The organism is Nostoc sp., assembly GCF_036917635.1.
Taxonomy (GTDB): domain Bacteria; phylum Cyanobacteriota; class Cyanobacteriia; order Cyanobacteriales; family Nostocaceae; genus Nostoc.
Map to the genome: position 1 here is coordinate 1 of NZ_JBALCW010000016.1, position 17,527 is coordinate 17,527.

Genomic DNA, 17,527 nt, shown 5'->3' on the forward strand with positions numbered 1-17,527 from the left:
TATTAGTTATTAAGTAATTTAAGTCTTTCTACTTAAATTAAATAGAAGCTTTTATTGTCAGTATGTGTACTACAGGATGAAGTGCGGAATGTGGGCTATATTGCTTCAAATAAGTGCATTGGAGTTTTTTCCTACGGGATACAGCTTCCCTGTAGGACAGAGTTAGATTTGATAGATAAAAAGTCGTGGCCGCTTACGCAAGTTGGACAAATACCTACCTTGTTGGGTGAACCCTATCCAATGTTCCTAGATGCTTCTTCTATCAAACAGATCAAGCAATGGACACCAACAGGTGTATTTGTTCGTACTGGCAGTAACTGCTACATTGGCTATAACCTTTCAGGCGGGCCATAAGATTAACATATCGCCCGTGTGGAGATGCTATACCTCCACGCTTGATTAAATAGCAGTTTTCCAAACATTTGCAGACATAAACCAACCCTAGTCTAGACACGCCAGCATGAAGATTGAGGATTAAGATTATTTACAGTTGAAAAGTTAAAATACGTGTGGCAGATTATTGGGAGGTTTTTTGATTATGAAAAATTTAGGATACGATACTATGATTTGATTTTAAACAGCAGAAATGGCACAAACCTGTAGTCCGACGGGTGTCTGAATAATCACTGATTCCACACCAAATACTTGAGCGATCGCACTTGGTGTGAGAACTTCTTCAGGTGTACCAACTTCCCAAATATGACCCTGTTTTAATAATGCAATGCGGGAACTATACCGGGCGGCTAAATTCAGTTCGTGTAATACTGTGATAATAGTTAATCCCTGCTGCTGATTCAGTTCTTTAAGCAGTTCTAATAGTTGCAATTGATAGTTGATATCTAAAAAAGTTGTCGGTTCATCTAATAGTAAAACTTTTGGCTCTTGGGCTAGTGCTAAAGCTAAAAAAGCGCGTTGTCTTTCACCACCGGAGAGTTGTTCGACTAAGCGATCGCTAAATTTTTCTAATTGCGTCTTTTCAATTGCAGCTTCCACTTTGTCCCAATCTTCGGCGGTTAATTCCCATTGCCACCAAGGTTGATGAGGCGTGCGTCCTAAGCTTACTAATTGTCGCACACTTAAGCCAACGGGAACCGTTTGTTGTTGCGGTAATAATGCCAGTTTTTGTGCAACTAAATTTGGGGGTTGAGAGTGAATTGCTTTGCCATCAAGTAGCACTGTTCCCTGTTGTGGGGAGAGAATACGACTCAGCAATTTGAGTAAAGTAGATTTACCTGAGCCATTAGCACCAACTAAACTCAACCATTCTCCTGTTTGCAGAGTGAGGTTAATGTTTTGAACAATTGGTACTAAGGTGTAACCGCCTGTGAGGTTTTGCAGTTCGAGTGGCATTTCAAATATTCAAAAGTTATAAACTTAATTTTACAGTGAGTGGATGATTTAGCATCCTTATACCCAGTTTAATTCAATTAGACATATTGATTTAGCTCGGCTTAATCCATTTAATCGAATTGCGATCGCTATTGCGTAAATTACTTAAATGAGAAAGCAATATACCTTTTTACTTGCTGAATCTACTGAAATGAGAAAGCAATCAAGCATTTTGAGAAAGCAATATACCTTTTTACTTGCTGAATTTACTGAAATGAGCAAGCAATTAAGCATTTTGAGAAAGCAATATACCTTTTTACTTGCTGAATTTACTGAAATGAGCAAGCAATTAAGCATTTTGAGAAAGCAATATGCCTTTTTACTTGCTGAATTTACTGAAATCAGAAAGCAATAAGCCTTTTTGCTTGCTCAAATATCACAATTGAGAAAGCAAAAAGCTAGGATTTATGCCATTTTTCTTTCACTTTAATAATGATACAAATACCTGGGAGGGGACAGGCAATGGCTGTCCCCTACGAGAAATCTATATGTATCAATATTTTCGTGAATTGGTATAAGGTAGTAGGGCAACCGGACATCCTTACTTATTGCCGCACAATAAGCCAAACCGAATTAACCCACGCTGATAACCGCGACGCATTAATCCCAGTGATAATGCCCCTTGGATGGTAGTCCAACCAGCATTTAGTAAGCCCCAAAAAGCTTGGGGAGTAAATGCAGAATCAATCACCACATTCCAAAAGGGGGCGACAGCTGTTGACCAATCGGCAGTGCGGATATTATGTAATGGTAGTTGATGTGCGATCGCTTCGTACTCTGGCAAAGAAATCACATAAGGCAAACAATACACCCGATAAATATCCTGCAAGTGCTTTTGTTCATCCGCCGTTAGTGGAGATTCATCAATTGGTCGATGGCACCAAGTCACCATAATTAACTTACCGCCGGGCTTCAATACTCGGTAGCACTCCTGGAGAAACTTGGTTTTATCTGGCATGTGTTCACCGCTTTCTAGCGACCAAACCAAGTCAAAAGAATCGTCAGCAAAAGGCATTGCTTGAGCATTTGCGACTTGGAACTGTGTTCTCAGGCTTAAATTAGCTTCCATTGCGCGTTCCGTTGCTCTGGCAGCTTGTACAGGACTCAGTGTAATCCCTGTAGCCTTAGCATTAAACTTTTGTGCAAGGTATAAAGAACTGCCGCCAATACCACAACCCACATCTAGGATATTGTCTGCTGCTTGTACTCCAGCCCAACTAAGAAGTTCTTCGATTAAATCAATTTGAGCCTGACGACGATCTTTTTTCTGGGTACCATCAGCGCCGTAATAGCCGTGGTGCATGTGTTCGCCCCAAATCTGTTCCCACAGCCCGGAGGAAGCATCGTAAAATTGCTGAATTTGCTGGTAAAGTGTTGCGCTCATGTTCTAAGTTCTTGAAGTCTTACTTGAAGAAGTTTAGAAGATATCTCTCTATTTAGAGATTGATATTAATTTTTGTTTCTAAAGTATCAAAATAGAAGTCTAAAAAACTCCCCTCTAGAATGAATGAAGGGAGTTAGCTGAAAAAATTAATAAATTTTATTTAGGACTTACGCATAAAGTACGAAATGTAGGGGCAATTCATGAATTGCCCCTACGAGAAATCAAGGCTTTCAGTGCCTTGAAAGCGTAAGTCCTATTATTGACTCAGCAACCCAATAGCCATCTCAAGATACATTTATTTTCGCGTTGTGCAAGGCTAGTAGCTTCTCTTGAGTGATCTATCCGGGTAATTCATGATTTCTCCCTTGCATCGTGATTTGGATAAGCGCTGCTTGCTCATCAGTAGGTGCATTCATCTCATCTCTTTTACGCAAACAGGCGATAATTAGCGATCGCAGCCTCTATTTGACCTTGTTGTTGGAAAGCGATCGCTAAGTTCAAATAAGCGTTGGCATTGCTACTATCTAAATTAATTGCTTTTTGGTATGCTGCGATCGCATCCTCAAACTGTCCCTGTTCATACAGCGCCAAACCTAAATTTTTTGACTCCTCATAAGTCAGAGTAGCCACCACGAAGAAAAAATTCCAACTTTTAACTCCAAACTCCAAACTCCTAACTCCTAACTCCTAACTCCTAACTCCAAACTCCTAACTTTTAACTTTTAACTCCCACAGCTGACGGCAAAATTAACATTGCATCGCCGAATGAATAAAAGCGATACCCAAAAGCGATCGCTTCGTTGTATATATTCAATAACCGTTGTCTGCCAATTAGCGCACTTACCAACATCAGCAAACTGGAACGCGGTAGGTGAAAATTTGTAATTAAACCATCCACCACCCGCCATTGGTAGCCGGGATAAATAAACAGGTCTGTTTTCTGGCAAAATGGTTGTAAATTCCCAGATTGAGCCGCCCCTTCTAAAGCCCTTACTGCCGTTGTTCCCACAGCAATAATTCGACCGCCAGCTGCTTTAGTGGCGCGGATTTGCTCTACTGTAGCTGCGGGGACTTCAATCCATTCTTCATGCATCTGGTGGGTAGTTACATCCTCCACTTCCACAGGGCGAAATGTACCTACACCAACGTGTAGCGTTATAAAAGCTTGATTGATATTGCGATCGCGCAACTTTTGTAATAATTCTCTTGTAAAGTGTAATCCTGCCGTCGGAGCTGCGATCGCTCCTGGTTGTTTAGCATAAACTGTCTGATACTGCTCATCAGCAGCTGCTGAGGTAGTAATGTACGGTGGTAGCGGGATTTCACCAAATACCTCTAACAGTTGCACCAAAGTCTTTCCCTCTGCTATATCAAATTGCAACAAACGCCCCCCGGTTGCTGCATCTGTTTCTAAAACCGTAGCCGTGAGCAGGTGAGGGGATGAGGAGGATGAGGTAAAATTTTCTCCCCCATCTCCCCCTCCCCTTGCTTCAAAAATAATCTTCGCTCCTTGTTTGAAGCTTTTTCCTGGCTTAACTAAAGCTAACCAACAGTTATACTGCCGTTCTTCCAACAGCAACACCTGGATTTTAGCACCAGTGGATTTATGACCATAAAGCCGCGCTGGAATGACTCTTGTATTGTTCATAACCAACAAATCACCAGAGCGCAGCAGTGCAGGTAAATCATGGAAAATGTGGTGTAAGGGTGCTGTTTCGGTGCCTGTAGTGGGATAATTAACTACCAGTAACCGCGAACTATCTCTAGGAACTGCTGGATTTTGGGCAATGAGTTCTGGAGGTAGTTTGTAGTCATAGCCAGCTACCGAGCAATCTAATTCAAAATCTTTTAGTTGTGAGCGAGAGGTATCTTTCAAATTGACTTGTACTAGTTTTTGGTTTATTTAGTATTTATACTCGGAATCGTTAAAAAAGCTGGTTTGAGCTTTTCCTTCTGTTTAAGTTTTCCCTTACTATTGGAACTTTAAGGCATCTTCGCTCAGTTTTGCCTCTAGGCTATAAGATTGTTACTATTAAGTAACACGGAAAACTTAACATAAAAATTGGGTAAACCTCCCCATCTAAAAACGGGGGCATTTACCCTACCGGGAACAGGCACGGATTGACGAATATATATATGTAGGATTGGCTTTGATCCCAAGCACCAACAAACATGGAATACTTGTACTATCTGGCAAATGCCAGTCTAACCCTGAGGGTCGTTCAACACCTGCACGCTAGACCCCAGACACCAGTTTCTTTCGTCACCGTAATTCATCAAATTGATGGCTGGGTGGTTAGGATAAAACTCAAAGGTCAAGTCTCGCCCCAAGAAGATGGCGACTTTCGCGCTTTTCTAAATGAATTAGGAATTAGCTACGAACCGCCAATGAGGGTGCAAATGGCACTTTGGAGTTTGGAAGCCGGACAATGCCCAGTGGACGTGATGCGTCGCTATCAGGTTGCGATCGTCTCTCATGGTAGCCCAGAGAGAGATGAAATTGAGGCGTTCCGGCAACAATTTGTCCGGGGCTTAGGCTACTGTCCAGAAACTTTGGCGTGACTCTATTTGGTTGTAACGCCACGACAAAATTATTGGTCATTGGTAATCAAAATATTTTATCGATTACCAATTAACCATTATCAATTGAAGAGTCGAAAGCTGCCAGAATGTATTCTTGCAGCTTAAACTTATATCCGGCGGCTGATGAAGTAGCTAGAGCTTCTTGGCTTGCTGTAACCCCAGTTAGATTTTTTGATATCCTTTGACAGTAGACAATAGCAACATCAAATCGACAAGAATAATCTGCCTTCTCAGGGTACTGGGCTAAAAACATTCCAGCCGTCCGCCAGATTTTTGCTTGCTTTTGTGAAGTGATTGCGCTTCTTCCCCCTGCATCCCAACTACCAAAACTGCGGGTTTTGACTTCCACAAATGCCAATAATGAGTGGAGAGTGGGGTATTCTCCCCTACTCCCCTGCTCTTTCCCAGTTACTCCATGATATTCAGCAATAATATCGATTTCTCCCCAGCGACTAGAAAAGCGACGATGGAGAATTATCCAACCTTTAGATTGCAACCATTGGGCTACTAGGTCTTCTCCTAATTGACCACTATTTAAATATTTCATAAAAATCTGGTATTCTATGGTTCTCTAACAACTTTACCGCCTAAATTTACTAGAGGATTACTAGATGTACTCAAAACAAAGCAATACCAAGGCTTCTAGTCAATTGGCTGACATTAGGGTAGGAAATGACAAGGGTAGCTTGCGGCTGCAATTCTCTAGCAAGGTGAGTCAACAGTTCTACAGCAAGCGTCAAGCTTATAAAGGGTTAGGTAGGTCTGACACACCTGATAATCAACAATGGGCGGATGGAATAGCTAGGCTAATACAAGCTGATATCGACCATCCAGACGGGGGACTGTTTGACCCTACCCTTGCTAAGTACTTGGATATCAAGCCGATGCTAGCGACTGTGACTCAGCTAACGACTGCAAGGGCGTTACCTAAATTGGGTGAATTGTGGGAAGAATTTTGTAACTGGAAACGTAGCCAAGTTAAAAAAACTACTTACAAGGGAATATATATAGGTAGGTACACAGCAATGTTGAAACCGTTTCTAGATAAACTCCTAGACAATGATTTAGCAAATGAGATTCTTGAGACATTGAACGAAAAGAAGGCTAATAGGACTGGGGCTAAAAATTTATTATGTGCCTTAAGCACCTTAAGCAAGAGGGCGATAAAAAGAGGAATCTTATTTGAAGACTATTTTGATGAAATAAAAGATACTTACAAAGTCTCGAAAAAATCAGAGCAATTAAAACATGAGGAAAATTCAAAAGCATATACAATAGAAGAAAGGAACTTAATAATTCAAGCATTCTATCAATCTGACAAAAACAGTGAAAAACATATTGCACCGTTAATTGAGTTCTTGTTTCTTACTGGATGTAGACACGGCGAGGTTTTTGCATTGCAGTGGAAAGATATTAAATTTGATACTGGATGGATAGTTTTTGATGAAAGTTATGCTTCAGAAATTGGCGAGACACAATCGACCAAGACCGATACTGTCAGAATTTTTAAAATGAAGGGATTAACCCGACTTCAAAAAGTATTAAATTATCTCAAAACTGATAATTGTAGTCCCAATGATTTAGTGTTCAAAACTACAACGGCGAAACAAGTCTCTACAGCAATATTAAAAGCTGCATGGTTAGGTGGTGGATACACTAATCATGGAAAACATTACAAATACCTTGGAGTTGTAGCTAGGCTGGCAGAAGTAGGCAAAATTAAATATTTAAAAGCTTATGCTACTAGACATACTTTCATTAGCATCATGGCTAATAATGGTGCTGACTTGGCATTATTAGCTGATAGCTGTGGAAATAGTGTTGAAGTAATAATTAAACACTATTTGCAACCAGATAAAGAACGAGTATTCCCAGATATCTAGATATCTATTGCCTAATTTACTCTAACCTGGGTTATTTAATGACTTAATTCAACAGTAAAACAAGAGTTTCTAGGAGTTACCCAAAATCATACTCCCATGATGTGCTTATTCTTCACTTGCTGGCGTGGCATTCCCAACAGTCAAATTGAAGTAAACATAATTGGGGTAAATATCCATAAATTGGTGATGCTCGACATATATGCCACCACCGCATTCCAGAAAGGTGATGAACGGCTCATAAGGATCAGGAAGACCATTCGCCGGGACTGCATCAAATTCCCGTAGACGACACCAAAATAAGTAATTACATATTATCCCTTGCACAACATAGACACTACCACGCCTAGTTGGTATCCGGTTGCTGTTGTATAACTCGTCCAGCCATTGCATTAGGGGAGACGGGAGTTCAATGTCAGGGCGAATCTGGAGAGCAAGATTTTGAAAAATATGCTTCTGTTCGCTCTGCAAAAACTTTGCCCATTGTCTTACCCGCGACAGAAATTCTAACATCAGTTCTGTAAGTCTTTCGTCCTTCTCCCCCATTCCCAGCGTATCCCACTGAATAGCCTGAAGTCGTGCGAAGGCAACGTTCAAATCGTCGGATGAACTTGAATTAGTATTCATCAAAATATTTTTAAAGGATTTTTGCGCTAACATCTCTCACTCAAGGATAATGAAATGGAGGAGAGTTCGCCATTGGCTAAAAATAGCATGAATTCTAAGTTAAGGGCCCGAATTTGGGCAAGCATACTCAGCTTATTGCTGTGGGGAATAGTTGGCATCACCGCAACCGCAGGTTTTGCTCCACCGGCTTTGGCACTGGAATATAATAAAGAAATTTTGGTTGAGGCTGATTTCTCAGGACGTGATTTAACAGACTCCAGCTTTACCAAAGCTAATCTTCGCCAGAGCAACTTCAGCCATGCTAATTTGAACGGTGTCAGCTTCTTTGCAGCAAATTTGGAGTCTGTGAATTTGGAGGGAGCCGACTTGAGAAACGCCACTTTAGACTCAGCTCGTTTAGTCAGAGCAAATTTGACAAATGCACTGTTGGAGGGTGCTTTTGCTGCTAACGCCAGATTTGATGGTGCAATCATTGACGGGGCAGATTTTACCGATACGTTGCTGCGTTCCGATGAGCAAAAAAAATTGTGCAAACTTGCCAAGGGAACTAATTCCATTACAGGACGAGATACGCGTGACACGTTATTTTGTCCTTAGTATTTTCTAGCTGGGAATTGGGAATTGGGAATTGGGAATTAGGCATTGATTATTCTCCATTTCCCTTATCTTCCTCTGCTCCCCACTCCCCACTTATAAAATATTCAGCAACTACCAACCACTCGCACCAATCTTTTGACAAACAATTTTCATTCCTTTGCCTGGTGAAGAAGTTGCTACAAAAGGGATTTCTCCTTTTTCCTTATCCTCTTCAAGTAGCTGTCCTTCTGGGCCGTAAATTGCAATGCGATTGCGAAAAAGCCGCGATTCTGTGCAAGATGCATTGAAGGTAGTCTCGAAAATGCCATCTCCGTAGATACCGTAAAGCTTGTATATCGTACCCTTAATAGTTTTCGTGTCCAGAGCTACGCTGTTTCCCAATTTATCATGCCCTACAGTGATATATCTTTCTGCATCTTGAGCGATCGCACTACCACTGCTCAATAAAACAGCGATCGCCACCATACCGCCTATCTTAAAATACATACGCTTTAAAAATATAATATTTCATATATTTTTATCCGCAATCAAAGTCGTTCTGGCACTGTAGAAGCACTGAAACAATATGTAGCAAGGTATTATAATAGTTCGTCATACCTTCTTATAAGTGTAAAGCACTACATGATTTTAGGACTTACGCATCAACTACGAAATGTAGGGGCAATTCATCAATTGCCCCTACGGGATATCAAGGCTTTCACTGCTTTTTGCGTAAGTCCTAAATTTGTAATTAAGGCATACAGAACAAGGCTTGAGACAGATTGTTCATAAGACAATACTTAAGTTCCTCAAACAATAGATACTTGAAAAATTTGGTATTGCCAAAGTTTGATATAAACTGAGTTGATGGTAATTCCAAAGCCAAGAACCTAAATTTTTGATTTATAAAAAACATAGGGCAAGCAATGCTCTAACAGTGAGATGGGGAGGCTGGGGAGGCTGAGGAAGAAAAATAAATTAAGTGTATTATGGATGATTTGTAGTAGCAAAAATTACTATTTTTCTCTTTACCCCCCTGCTCAAGAACAGCTCATTTCACAATGATCTAACTTTTTGGCGTTGCTCCCAATTCAAGGTTTGTAGTGTATCGCTTTGGGGAAGCAAGCTATGCGTAGGGGAGCATCCCATGCGTAGCGTCTCGTAGTGAGGACTAATCTCAAAATTTTAAATTTACAGGAAGCTTATTAGTAGCTAATAATTTTATTAAGAGCCTATATGTTCATCTTGGCTTTGAACCTGCTTATAAATATGAGGAAGTTCATGAACTTATCTTTGAGAGTGGTTATCTGATACAAAATATTAACCGCTCCGAAGAAATGGCAGACATTCGCCAAAAAATTATTGCACAGTCTAAGTTCTATGACCAATGGCATCTTACATGGAAAGGTAAAGACGGTTCGTAAGTAAGATAATCCAAAATGTAAAATTTAAAATCTAAAATTGAATGCTAAATAAACGCTTTTATCACATTGGTTTTGGACAAGACGATTTAGGTTCATCGCCTCCCAGCATTGCCTTATTATCTGGCGATCCAGAGCGATCGCGTCTAATTGCCCAAACTTATTTACAAGATGTACGCTTGTTGTCGGAGAATCGCGGACTCAATAGCTATGTAGGATATTTGCCTAATGGTCGCACCATTTTATCTGCTACTAGTGGTATGGGTGCGCCTTCATTAAGTATCGTTGTGAATGAGTTAGTACAAGTAGGAATTCGCCAAGTTATTCGCATTGGAACTTGCGGGTCAATTCAATCTTATATACCAGTCGGTAGCGTTGTTATTAGCAGTGCAGCATTGTGTCGCCAAGGTGCAGCAAATGACATTGCGCCTGTGGAGTATCCAGCCGCAGCCGATCCATTTCTCACAGTCGCTTTAGTTAAAGCAGCACGAGAATTAGAGGTTGAACATTACATAGGAATTACGGCATCAGTTGATACTTTTTACGAAGGACAAGAACGCACTGATTCAGCAAATCCAAATTTAATGCGATCGCTGCATGGTATTACAGAAGAATATCGGCGATTAAATATCTTGAATTATGAGATGGAATGCGGCACATTATTCAAAATGGCAGGAGTGTATAATTTTGCTGCTGCTGCTGTTTGCGGTGTAGTTGCTGGGCGTACTGTTAGTGAAAATATCATTTTAGAACAAAAGGATATTGCTGTTAGAAATGCGATCGCAACTGCTCTACATGCAGCAGAAACCCTTGAATAATAACAAATTTATCTTATCTAACTTCTTAGTCTGCCAGATTTAATATGATCTAACTAGCTTTATAGCGGTTTCCGACCAGGTAAGGTACGTTTCCAAAACTACTAACCTTGGTAAAAAGATTTGGAAAGATTTAGGTTTACCTCAGTTCATTAAAAAACGCTATCTACGTCTTTACCTAATCTTTAATTTATAAATCAGTGATTTTATGTAAGATGTATCTTCATAAACACATTTGCGATGCTCCCATTGAAAATAGACGAAAAGCTGACGGAAAATTCAGAGTATAAATATTATTTCATATTAGGAGGTTTCGTGATATGTCTCTAAGTATCTCAAGCGTATTTGATGCCAATTTCTATCGTGCTGCCAATGCTGACTTAGCTGGTTTAAATGATGCTCAAGCTCTATCACACTTCCAGGCTTATGGTTTAAACGAAGGTCGTTCCTTCTCACCACTTGTTAATTTAAATTTTTATCGGTCTAGCAGTTCTGACCTGGCAAACTTGAACAACAGCCAACTGTTAAATCATCTGGAAAATTATGGTGTAGCTGAGGGACGCAGCTTTTCTCCATTGGTTGACCTTAAGTACTATCGTGCTAATAACAGTGACCTTGCAAGCTTTAACAACGAGCAATTATTTAATCATCTGGAAAACAATGGTGTTAGCGAGGGACGCTACTTCCATCCACTTTTCGCTAAGAATACTTATAAGTCGCTTAACTCTGATCTCGCAAATCTAAATAATTCTCAACTTTTGAACCACTTTGAAATTTATGGGATAAATGAAGGGCGTAAATCTTCATCATTTTTTGACTTCAACTACTATCGCACTAATAACCAAGACTTAACTAATTTGAACAACAACCAGTTGTTGCAACATTTTGAAATCAATGGCATAAATGAAGGGCGTAAATCTTCACCCTATTTTGATGCTGGTTTCTATAAAGCAAATAATCCCGACTTGGCTTCATTGAAAGGAATCAATTTAGTCGAACACTTTGATTTTTCTGGTTTGGATGAAGGGCGTGAGGCTGCGAGTGATTACGCTGGGAACACATTCAACACTGCTCGCCAACTTACGATAGGTTCAAATTCTACTGAAATATTGGAACATGTAAGCTCATCCGATCCTCATGACTACTATCAGTTCAGTTTAAATCAAGCTAGTACTGTTACGATAAATAACTTTAGCTTTTCTAGGGGCATAAGTGAACAACTGCTTAATACGAGTGGTCAAATTTTAGCTTCTAGTAATACTGCTAATGATCAAAATAGTAGTATATATAAAGCAAATCAAAGCAGATCATTAAATCCAGGAACTTACTATATACACATTCAACCTCAAGCAGGGAATACTGATTACATATTCTACCTTACTGCACAACCTAATAACGTCGCGCCCGTGGCAGAAAATCCATATCTACCATATCTAATATCTCTAGAGAATCAAGCTTTAATAAATAGCCAGAATCTACAGACTCAAGCTATTCTAGAGAGGAGTAACGCCTTTAAATTGGAGGTCTAGTACAGCAGTCCATCATCAACTTCAAGAGTTGCTAAACCGACAGAATACGCCGCAACAGATAGCGCTATGAGCAAAAATAATTCTCATGGTATCTGACGATCGAAACCATCGTCAAATTGCCTGAAATTTAGATATCAATCGGCACATGGCTCTGAAGGGACGAAATCGATGGTTGCAAACTAATAATCAAGAGTTGTCTACTTTTCAGAGATTACAAGACTCTGAGCGTATTGGTGTACTAGTAAAATTTAGTATGGAGCAACTAATCGAACTATTAGGGACTTCCAAATAAAAAAATATACAACTATTTATTGTGGGGTGGGCGTCTCGCCCGCCCATAGTCAAAGGCGGGCAAGTTGCCCACCCCACAAGATTGGATAATTTATTTCCTGGAAGTCCCTTAGCATACACACCTAAACATTCTTGGTGGCTCAATCAAGTTGAGATTTGGTTCAGTATTTTGGTTCGCAAGTTACTAAGAAGAGCAAGTTTTATCAGTCAGGATGATTTAAAAAATCGAACTCTCAATTTTATCGACTACTGTAATCAAATAATGGCTAAACCTTTTAAGTGGATATATAAGGGCAACGTTTTGGCTATTTAATAGTATGGTTATTTAGGCCGCGCTGTACTATAGCAATCCTAAATCATTCGTGAAAAAGAAAATTGCTGAAATGCTTATATCTACGTATTTTCTCACCTTTCAATTCGGATTGCTATAGACATAATATATAGACTATAGACAAAAATTATAACCCGAAGAACGCAAGGTGTTTGAAACTTGGTTGTAGTTGAGGTTGATAAATATTGCGCTTTTGTTTTAATAACCGTAAGTGTTCAGCACCAATTATTGCAACTATTCTGAATAATATAAAAATTAGAGAGCAATATAACATGAAGAATGCTTGGAAGCGTTGGATTCCGACCGTTAATTTAGCTGCGATGTTTACAACGGGCGTAACTGCGGCACTAGTATTTTTAGCATTCTCTCATCAGGCAACAGCTGACGATCCAGGAGCATGTTACATGATAACTTCTTCTGGTAAAACCGTTGGATTGGGAAGGCTTTGTGGCAATATAGCCGTCCCTTTAGAAAAGAGAGTTTTTCGAGTCTCAATTAAACGCCGCTTTGGTGGAACTCCTGTGATTGATGTCACCTTCAACGATAAAAAAACCTTTGAAATGATTGTAGATACAGGTTCCAGTGAAACTATTATCACTCAAGGTATGGCGAATACACTTAAACTCCAGGCTACAGGGACAATGCAAGCCCAGATTGCGGACGGTAGCCAAGTAGAATTCCCAACCAGTCAGGTAACATCTATTGCAGTAGGTGGAGTTACAGCTAATAATCTTCAGGTAGCGATCGCACCAAAAGCAAGCATCGGCTTACTGGGTCACGATTTCTTTGGCAACTATGATATTAAAATTCTGGAAAAAGAGGTCGAATTTCATTACCGCTAAAGTTCGCAGATAAATTTTTACTTGACAATTAATGCTAGTTATAGTAGTACCAAAAGTCCACCATCACTTCCTGGAGTTGTCGCTGACTGCTAGTCGCTTGTAATAACCGCGCCTGGACTGCCTCATTTAGCACCTGTTGACCCCGCTTGTTAGCAGCTTTTCCAGAACAAAGAAGTCTAAAACTATAGATTTCTAGTTCAATCAAAGGTATGTTTTTATGAACATGAAAAGAATTCTCTCATCTTGTTTGTTAGGCATTTTGCTAACTTCGAGTGTTTTAGCAGAGCGTGCATGTGCTCAAGTAGAAGTAATTTTGGGAAACAATCACCAACATGAGTGGCGCGAACGAGAACAAGGAAGGCTGCTATGGCTACGTAGAGAGCGCGAAGAACGTGAGCGCCCTAAATAAATTGGTTAAATGCTTTTTATGGGAAGTAGCACTATGGGATGAAGTCAAAGATAGTGGTTGAAGCCTTTGTTTTTGGGGAGAGTAACAACAGAGCTTGTATATTTCTTGCTTGTGCTATTGCAGTTGAACCAAAAGTAATTTTGATTGATAAAATCGTAGAATTATCAGAGTAAACGATACCTATTTTTAAAATAATTTTAAACCAATGAGCTATAACCACCCAAAGCAAAATGGTAATTGCACTCCGCATTTCAAAAAATCTGCTCGGCGAACAGAAAAAGTCCAAATTCAGGTGCAAGATGACCGCACGGGCATGGATGCAGTAACGCTCAAACGCGCTCTTTTAGATAACCTCTACTACATCCAGGCGAAGGATGAAAACTGGGCGACTGCACATGATTACTATATGGCGTTAGCGTATACTGTACGCGATCGCCTACTACACCGTTGGCTCAAAACTGTAGAACAAAGCTATTTGCATAACGATGTCAAAATCCTGTGTTATCTATCTGCTGAGTACCTAATTGGGCCGCAGCTGGGAAAAAATTTGATGAATGTAGGACTTTATGAAGAAGCTCGTAATATTCTTCAGGAATTAGGTTTTGACCTTTATGATGTGCTGGAACAGGAAAACGAACCAGCATTGGGTAATGGTGGTTTAGGGCGACTGGCGGCTTGCTTTTTAGATTCTCTTTCTAGCTTAGAGATGCCTGCTATTGGTTACGGTATTCGCTACGAATTCGGAATTTTTCAACAAGTAATCCAAGATGGGTGGCAAGTAGAACGGCCAGATAGCTGGCTGCGATTTGGTAACCCTTGGGAAATTCCCCGTCTTGATTATATTGTAGAAGTCCAGTTCGGCGGACACACAGAGGCTTACACTGACGAACACGGACGCTATCAAGTACGCTGGATACCAGAACGAACCGTGTTAGGTATACCCTATGATATGCCAATTTCGGGTTATAGCAGCAACACAGTAAATACGCTACGGCTCTGGAGTGCTAAAGCCAGCGAAGATTTCAACTTGCAGATTTTCAATTCTGGGGACTTTACCCGCGCTGTAGCAGATAAAGTTTTTTCAGAAAATATTACCAAAGTTCTTTATCCGAATGACCAAAATTATCAAGGCAAAGAACTCCGTTTAGAGCAGCAATATTTTTTTGTTTCTTGCTCATTGCAAGATATGATTGGCAAGTACCTGGAAACACACGAGAGCTTCGACCAATTCGCTGCAAAACTTGCTATTCAAATCAATGACACCCACCCAGCTATTGGCATTGCGGAAATGATGCGGCTGTTAGTGGATGTTCATCAATTAGATTGGGATAAAGCTTGGAATATAACTGAGAATAGTTTTGGATTTACGAATCACACTCTTCTATCAGAAGCGTTAGAACGTTGGGATGTTAGTTTGTTTGGTCATCTGTTACCCAGACATTTGGAAATTATTTTTGAAATTAACAGTAGGTTCCTTACACAGGTTCGTCTCAAGTATGGCGGAGATAATGAGAAAATAGCTCGGCTTTCGCTAATAGAAGAAGGGACAGATAAGAAAGTTCGTATGGCACACCTTGCTTGTGTAGGCAGTCATGCTATTAATGGTGTTGCTGAACTACATACACAGTTGCTAAAAAACAACCTGTTCCCAGATTTCTACGAATTGTTCCCGGAGAAATTTACTAATAAAACTAATGGCGTTACTCCCCGACGTTGGATATTACTTGCTAATCCGAAATTAGCGCTGTTGATTACTAACAAAATTGGCAAAAATTGGATTAAAAATTTAGATGAAATTAAGCAACTAGAAGCTTTTGTTGCTGATGCAGATTTTCAGCAGAATTGGTGGCAAATTAAACAGGAAAATAAACAAGATTTAGCGGAATATATTTTGCAAACCACTGGTATTGAGGTGAATAGCAATTCTCTGTTTGATATTCAGGTGAAGCGGTTTCATGAGTATAAACGGCAACATTTAAACTTGCTCTACATTATTACTCTCTATAATCGCATCAAGAAAAATCCCAGCCTCGATATAGTACCTCGAACTATAATTTTTGGTGGAAAATCAGCACCAGGCTACTCAATGGCGAAGTTAATAATCAAGCTAATTAATTCTGTCGCTAATGTAATTAATAATGACCCTGACGTAGGTTCAAAGCTGAAAGTAGTCTTTTTAGCTAACTACAATGTTTCGTTAGCACAGCGAATTTATCCTGCTGCTGACCTTTCCGAGCAAATTTCCACTGCTGGGAAGGAAGCTTCTGGCACAAGTAACATGAAGTTTGCGATGAACGGAGCAGTTACAATTGGGACACAGGATGGAGCAAATATTGAAATTCGCGATCGCGTCGGTGCTGAAAACTTTTTTGAGTTTGGATTAACAGTTGTTGAAGTTGCTCAGATGAAAGCGCTCTCATATAACCCTTATAACTATTACAACAACAATCCTGAACTAAAACAAGCAATTGATCAAATTGCTTCCGGCTATTTCTCTGGTGGAAATACCGAGTTATTTCAACCATTAATAGATTCTTTGAAAAATCGAGATGAGTATATGTTATTTGCAGATTATCAATCTTATCTCGAGTGTCAAGAACAAGTTAGTCAAGCATATAATGAGCGGGAAACCTGGATTAGGATGTCAATACTTAATGCTGTTCGCATGGGTTATTTTTCCGCAGATCGTGCTATTCGTGAATATGCCCAAGATATCTGGCATATTCAGCCAGTAAAAATTAATTTAAATGATAGTCAAGAACATAAAGTAGGCGTGAAAGAAAAAGAACTACCATTATAAATTTAGGGGAGCATCCCGTCAGGTGCAAAAACCTTGATAGCCCTCGTCCCCTAACCCCGAATCCCATGATATGGGATTCGGGGAACTAGAATCCCACATTCCGCACTTCAAAATGTATTATCTATCTTTTCAATAAAAATTCCTAATAATGTTCAAATTATTAAGTATTAATATTGAATACCATTGGCGATTTATGTTGTTGATTTAACCATTTTTTTCCACCTATGGGAAATCTACGCATATTACACGATGAAGTGCGGAAAGTCGGTAGAATGATGTCTCCCCTCTCCCATCATATGGGATTCGGGGTGAGGGAAAAGATTTAAGCCAAAATTGGGATGCTCCCTAACTTAGGGGTAACTAGCAGGGCTATTTCATTCTATTTTTACGGCAGTTTTTACGAATCTTTTTCAGAAAAATAAGAATTTAAACCTGATATAAGTTGAGAACCGTAGTTTTTGCCCTCACCCTAAATCCCTCTCCCAATATATGGGAGAGGGACTTTGAAATGGGAGCAACGCCAAAAAGTGAGATCATCGTGAAATGAGCTTTCTTACCCACATTCCGCACTTCAATCAGTAGTATTAATAAACTACATTTAAATAAAATTCCAAATTATAATTTGGACTCCTAAGTAACCCTGAAAAAAA

At 39.8% G+C, this 17,527-nt stretch carries 18 protein-coding genes and 1 pseudogene; 11 read left to right on the forward strand and 8 right to left on the reverse strand.

Going from position 1 to position 17,527, the window contains the following annotated elements; all coding sequences use genetic code 11:
• The first annotated feature begins 168 nt into the window (after window positions 1-168).
• Window positions 169-354, forward strand: coding sequence for a hypothetical protein (locus V7K32_RS03950; RefSeq protein WP_334990525.1), 186 nt, complete (start codon window positions 169-171; stop codon window positions 352-354).
• A gap of 219 nt (window positions 355-573) precedes the next feature.
• Here the strand turns inward: V7K32_RS03950 and V7K32_RS03955 are convergent, their stop codons facing one another.
• Window positions 574-1,350, reverse strand: coding sequence for an ABC transporter ATP-binding protein (locus V7K32_RS03955; protein ID WP_334990527.1), 777 nt, complete (start codon window positions 1,348-1,350; stop codon window positions 574-576).
• 148 nt (window positions 1,351-1,498) lie between these two features.
• Between V7K32_RS03955 and V7K32_RS03960 the strand changes: the two genes are divergently transcribed.
• Entirely contained in the window at window positions 1,499-1,744 is a 246-nt protein-coding gene (locus V7K32_RS03960; RefSeq protein WP_334990529.1) for a hypothetical protein, read from the forward strand.
• A gap of 186 nt (window positions 1,745-1,930) precedes the next feature.
• Here V7K32_RS03960 and V7K32_RS03965 read toward each other — a convergent pair whose 3' ends face one another.
• The 3 genes and pseudogenes from V7K32_RS03965 to queA form a co-directional block, all read right to left on the reverse strand.
• Entirely contained in the window at window positions 1,931-2,773 is an 843-nt protein-coding gene (locus V7K32_RS03965) for a methyltransferase domain-containing protein (RefSeq protein ID WP_334990531.1), read from the reverse strand.
• 438 nt (window positions 2,774-3,211) lie between these two features.
• Window positions 3,212-3,373 (reverse strand): annotated as a pseudogene (locus V7K32_RS03970) (tetratricopeptide repeat protein); the annotation flags it as partial.
• 115 nt (window positions 3,374-3,488) lie between these two features.
• A complete protein-coding gene (queA, locus tag V7K32_RS03975; RefSeq protein WP_334990557.1) occupies window positions 3,489-4,676 on the reverse strand; it encodes a tRNA preQ1(34) S-adenosylmethionine ribosyltransferase-isomerase QueA in 1,188 nt (395 codons plus the stop codon).
• A 269-nt stretch (window positions 4,677-4,945) separates the two neighbouring features.
• Here queA and V7K32_RS03980 point away from each other — a divergent pair, with 269 nt between their 5' ends.
• A complete protein-coding gene (locus tag V7K32_RS03980) occupies window positions 4,946-5,335 on the forward strand; it encodes a hypothetical protein (protein ID WP_012412259.1) in 390 nt (129 codons plus the stop codon).
• A 70-nt stretch (window positions 5,336-5,405) separates the two neighbouring features.
• Here the strand turns inward: V7K32_RS03980 and V7K32_RS03985 are convergent, their stop codons facing one another.
• Window positions 5,406-5,903 (reverse strand): YraN family protein, encoded by a 498-nt coding sequence (locus V7K32_RS03985; RefSeq protein WP_334990533.1) that lies wholly within the window; start codon window positions 5,901-5,903, stop codon window positions 5,406-5,408.
• 163 nt (window positions 5,904-6,066) lie between these two features.
• On the opposite strand from V7K32_RS03985, the gene V7K32_RS03990 reads away from it, so the two are divergent.
• Window positions 6,067-7,239 carry a tyrosine-type recombinase/integrase gene (locus V7K32_RS03990; RefSeq protein WP_334990535.1) on the forward strand — a complete coding sequence of 391 codons (1,173 nt, stop codon included), beginning with the start codon at window positions 6,067-6,069 and terminating at the stop codon, window positions 7,237-7,239.
• Window positions 7,240-7,344: 105 nt separating this feature from the next.
• Here V7K32_RS03990 and V7K32_RS03995 read toward each other — a convergent pair whose 3' ends face one another.
• The gene (locus tag V7K32_RS03995) at window positions 7,345-7,863 is read right to left on the reverse strand and encodes a hypothetical protein (RefSeq protein ID WP_334990537.1); all 519 of its coding nucleotides are present in this window, start codon (window positions 7,861-7,863) and stop codon (window positions 7,345-7,347) included.
• Window positions 7,864-7,950: 87 nt separating this feature from the next.
• Between V7K32_RS03995 and V7K32_RS04000 the strand changes: the two genes are divergently transcribed.
• Window positions 7,951-8,460 carry a pentapeptide repeat-containing protein gene (locus V7K32_RS04000; RefSeq protein WP_334990539.1) on the forward strand — a complete coding sequence of 170 codons (510 nt, stop codon included), beginning with the start codon at window positions 7,951-7,953 and terminating at the stop codon, window positions 8,458-8,460.
• 111 nt (window positions 8,461-8,571) lie between these two features.
• Here the strand turns inward: V7K32_RS04000 and V7K32_RS04005 are convergent, their stop codons facing one another.
• A complete protein-coding gene (locus tag V7K32_RS04005; RefSeq protein ID WP_334990541.1) occupies window positions 8,572-8,946 on the reverse strand; it encodes a hypothetical protein in 375 nt (124 codons plus the stop codon).
• Between the two features lie 958 nt (window positions 8,947-9,904).
• Between V7K32_RS04005 and V7K32_RS04010 the strand changes: the two genes are divergently transcribed.
• From V7K32_RS04010 to V7K32_RS04025, 4 genes are all read left to right on the forward strand, one after another.
• Complete coding sequence (locus tag V7K32_RS04010; RefSeq protein WP_334990543.1) at window positions 9,905-10,678, forward strand: nucleoside phosphorylase; 774 nt, start codon at window positions 9,905-9,907, stop codon at window positions 10,676-10,678.
• 317 nt (window positions 10,679-10,995) lie between these two features.
• Window positions 10,996-12,204, forward strand: a complete 1,209-nt coding sequence (locus V7K32_RS04015; RefSeq protein WP_334990545.1) for a hypothetical protein — start codon at window positions 10,996-10,998, stop codon at window positions 12,202-12,204.
• 313 nt (window positions 12,205-12,517) lie between these two features.
• Window positions 12,518-12,808, forward strand: a complete 291-nt coding sequence (locus V7K32_RS04020; RefSeq protein WP_334990547.1) for a transposase — start codon at window positions 12,518-12,520, stop codon at window positions 12,806-12,808.
• Window positions 12,809-13,098: 290 nt separating this feature from the next.
• The gene (locus tag V7K32_RS04025; RefSeq protein ID WP_334990549.1) at window positions 13,099-13,668 is read left to right on the forward strand and encodes a retropepsin-like aspartic protease family protein; all 570 of its coding nucleotides are present in this window, start codon (window positions 13,099-13,101) and stop codon (window positions 13,666-13,668) included.
• Window positions 13,669-13,702: 34 nt separating this feature from the next.
• Here the strand turns inward: V7K32_RS04025 and V7K32_RS04030 are convergent, their stop codons facing one another.
• Window positions 13,703-13,873, reverse strand: coding sequence for a DUF1800 family protein (locus V7K32_RS04030; protein WP_334990551.1), 171 nt, complete (start codon window positions 13,871-13,873; stop codon window positions 13,703-13,705).
• 12 nt (window positions 13,874-13,885) lie between these two features.
• On the opposite strand from V7K32_RS04030, the gene V7K32_RS04035 reads away from it, so the two are divergent.
• The gene (locus tag V7K32_RS04035; protein WP_334990553.1) at window positions 13,886-14,077 is read left to right on the forward strand and encodes a hypothetical protein; all 192 of its coding nucleotides are present in this window, start codon (window positions 13,886-13,888) and stop codon (window positions 14,075-14,077) included.
• Between the two features lie 205 nt (window positions 14,078-14,282).
• The gene (locus V7K32_RS04040) at window positions 14,283-16,877 is read left to right on the forward strand and encodes a glycogen/starch/alpha-glucan phosphorylase (protein ID WP_334990555.1); all 2,595 of its coding nucleotides are present in this window, start codon (window positions 14,283-14,285) and stop codon (window positions 16,875-16,877) included.
• Window positions 16,878-17,527 lie beyond the last annotated feature (650 nt).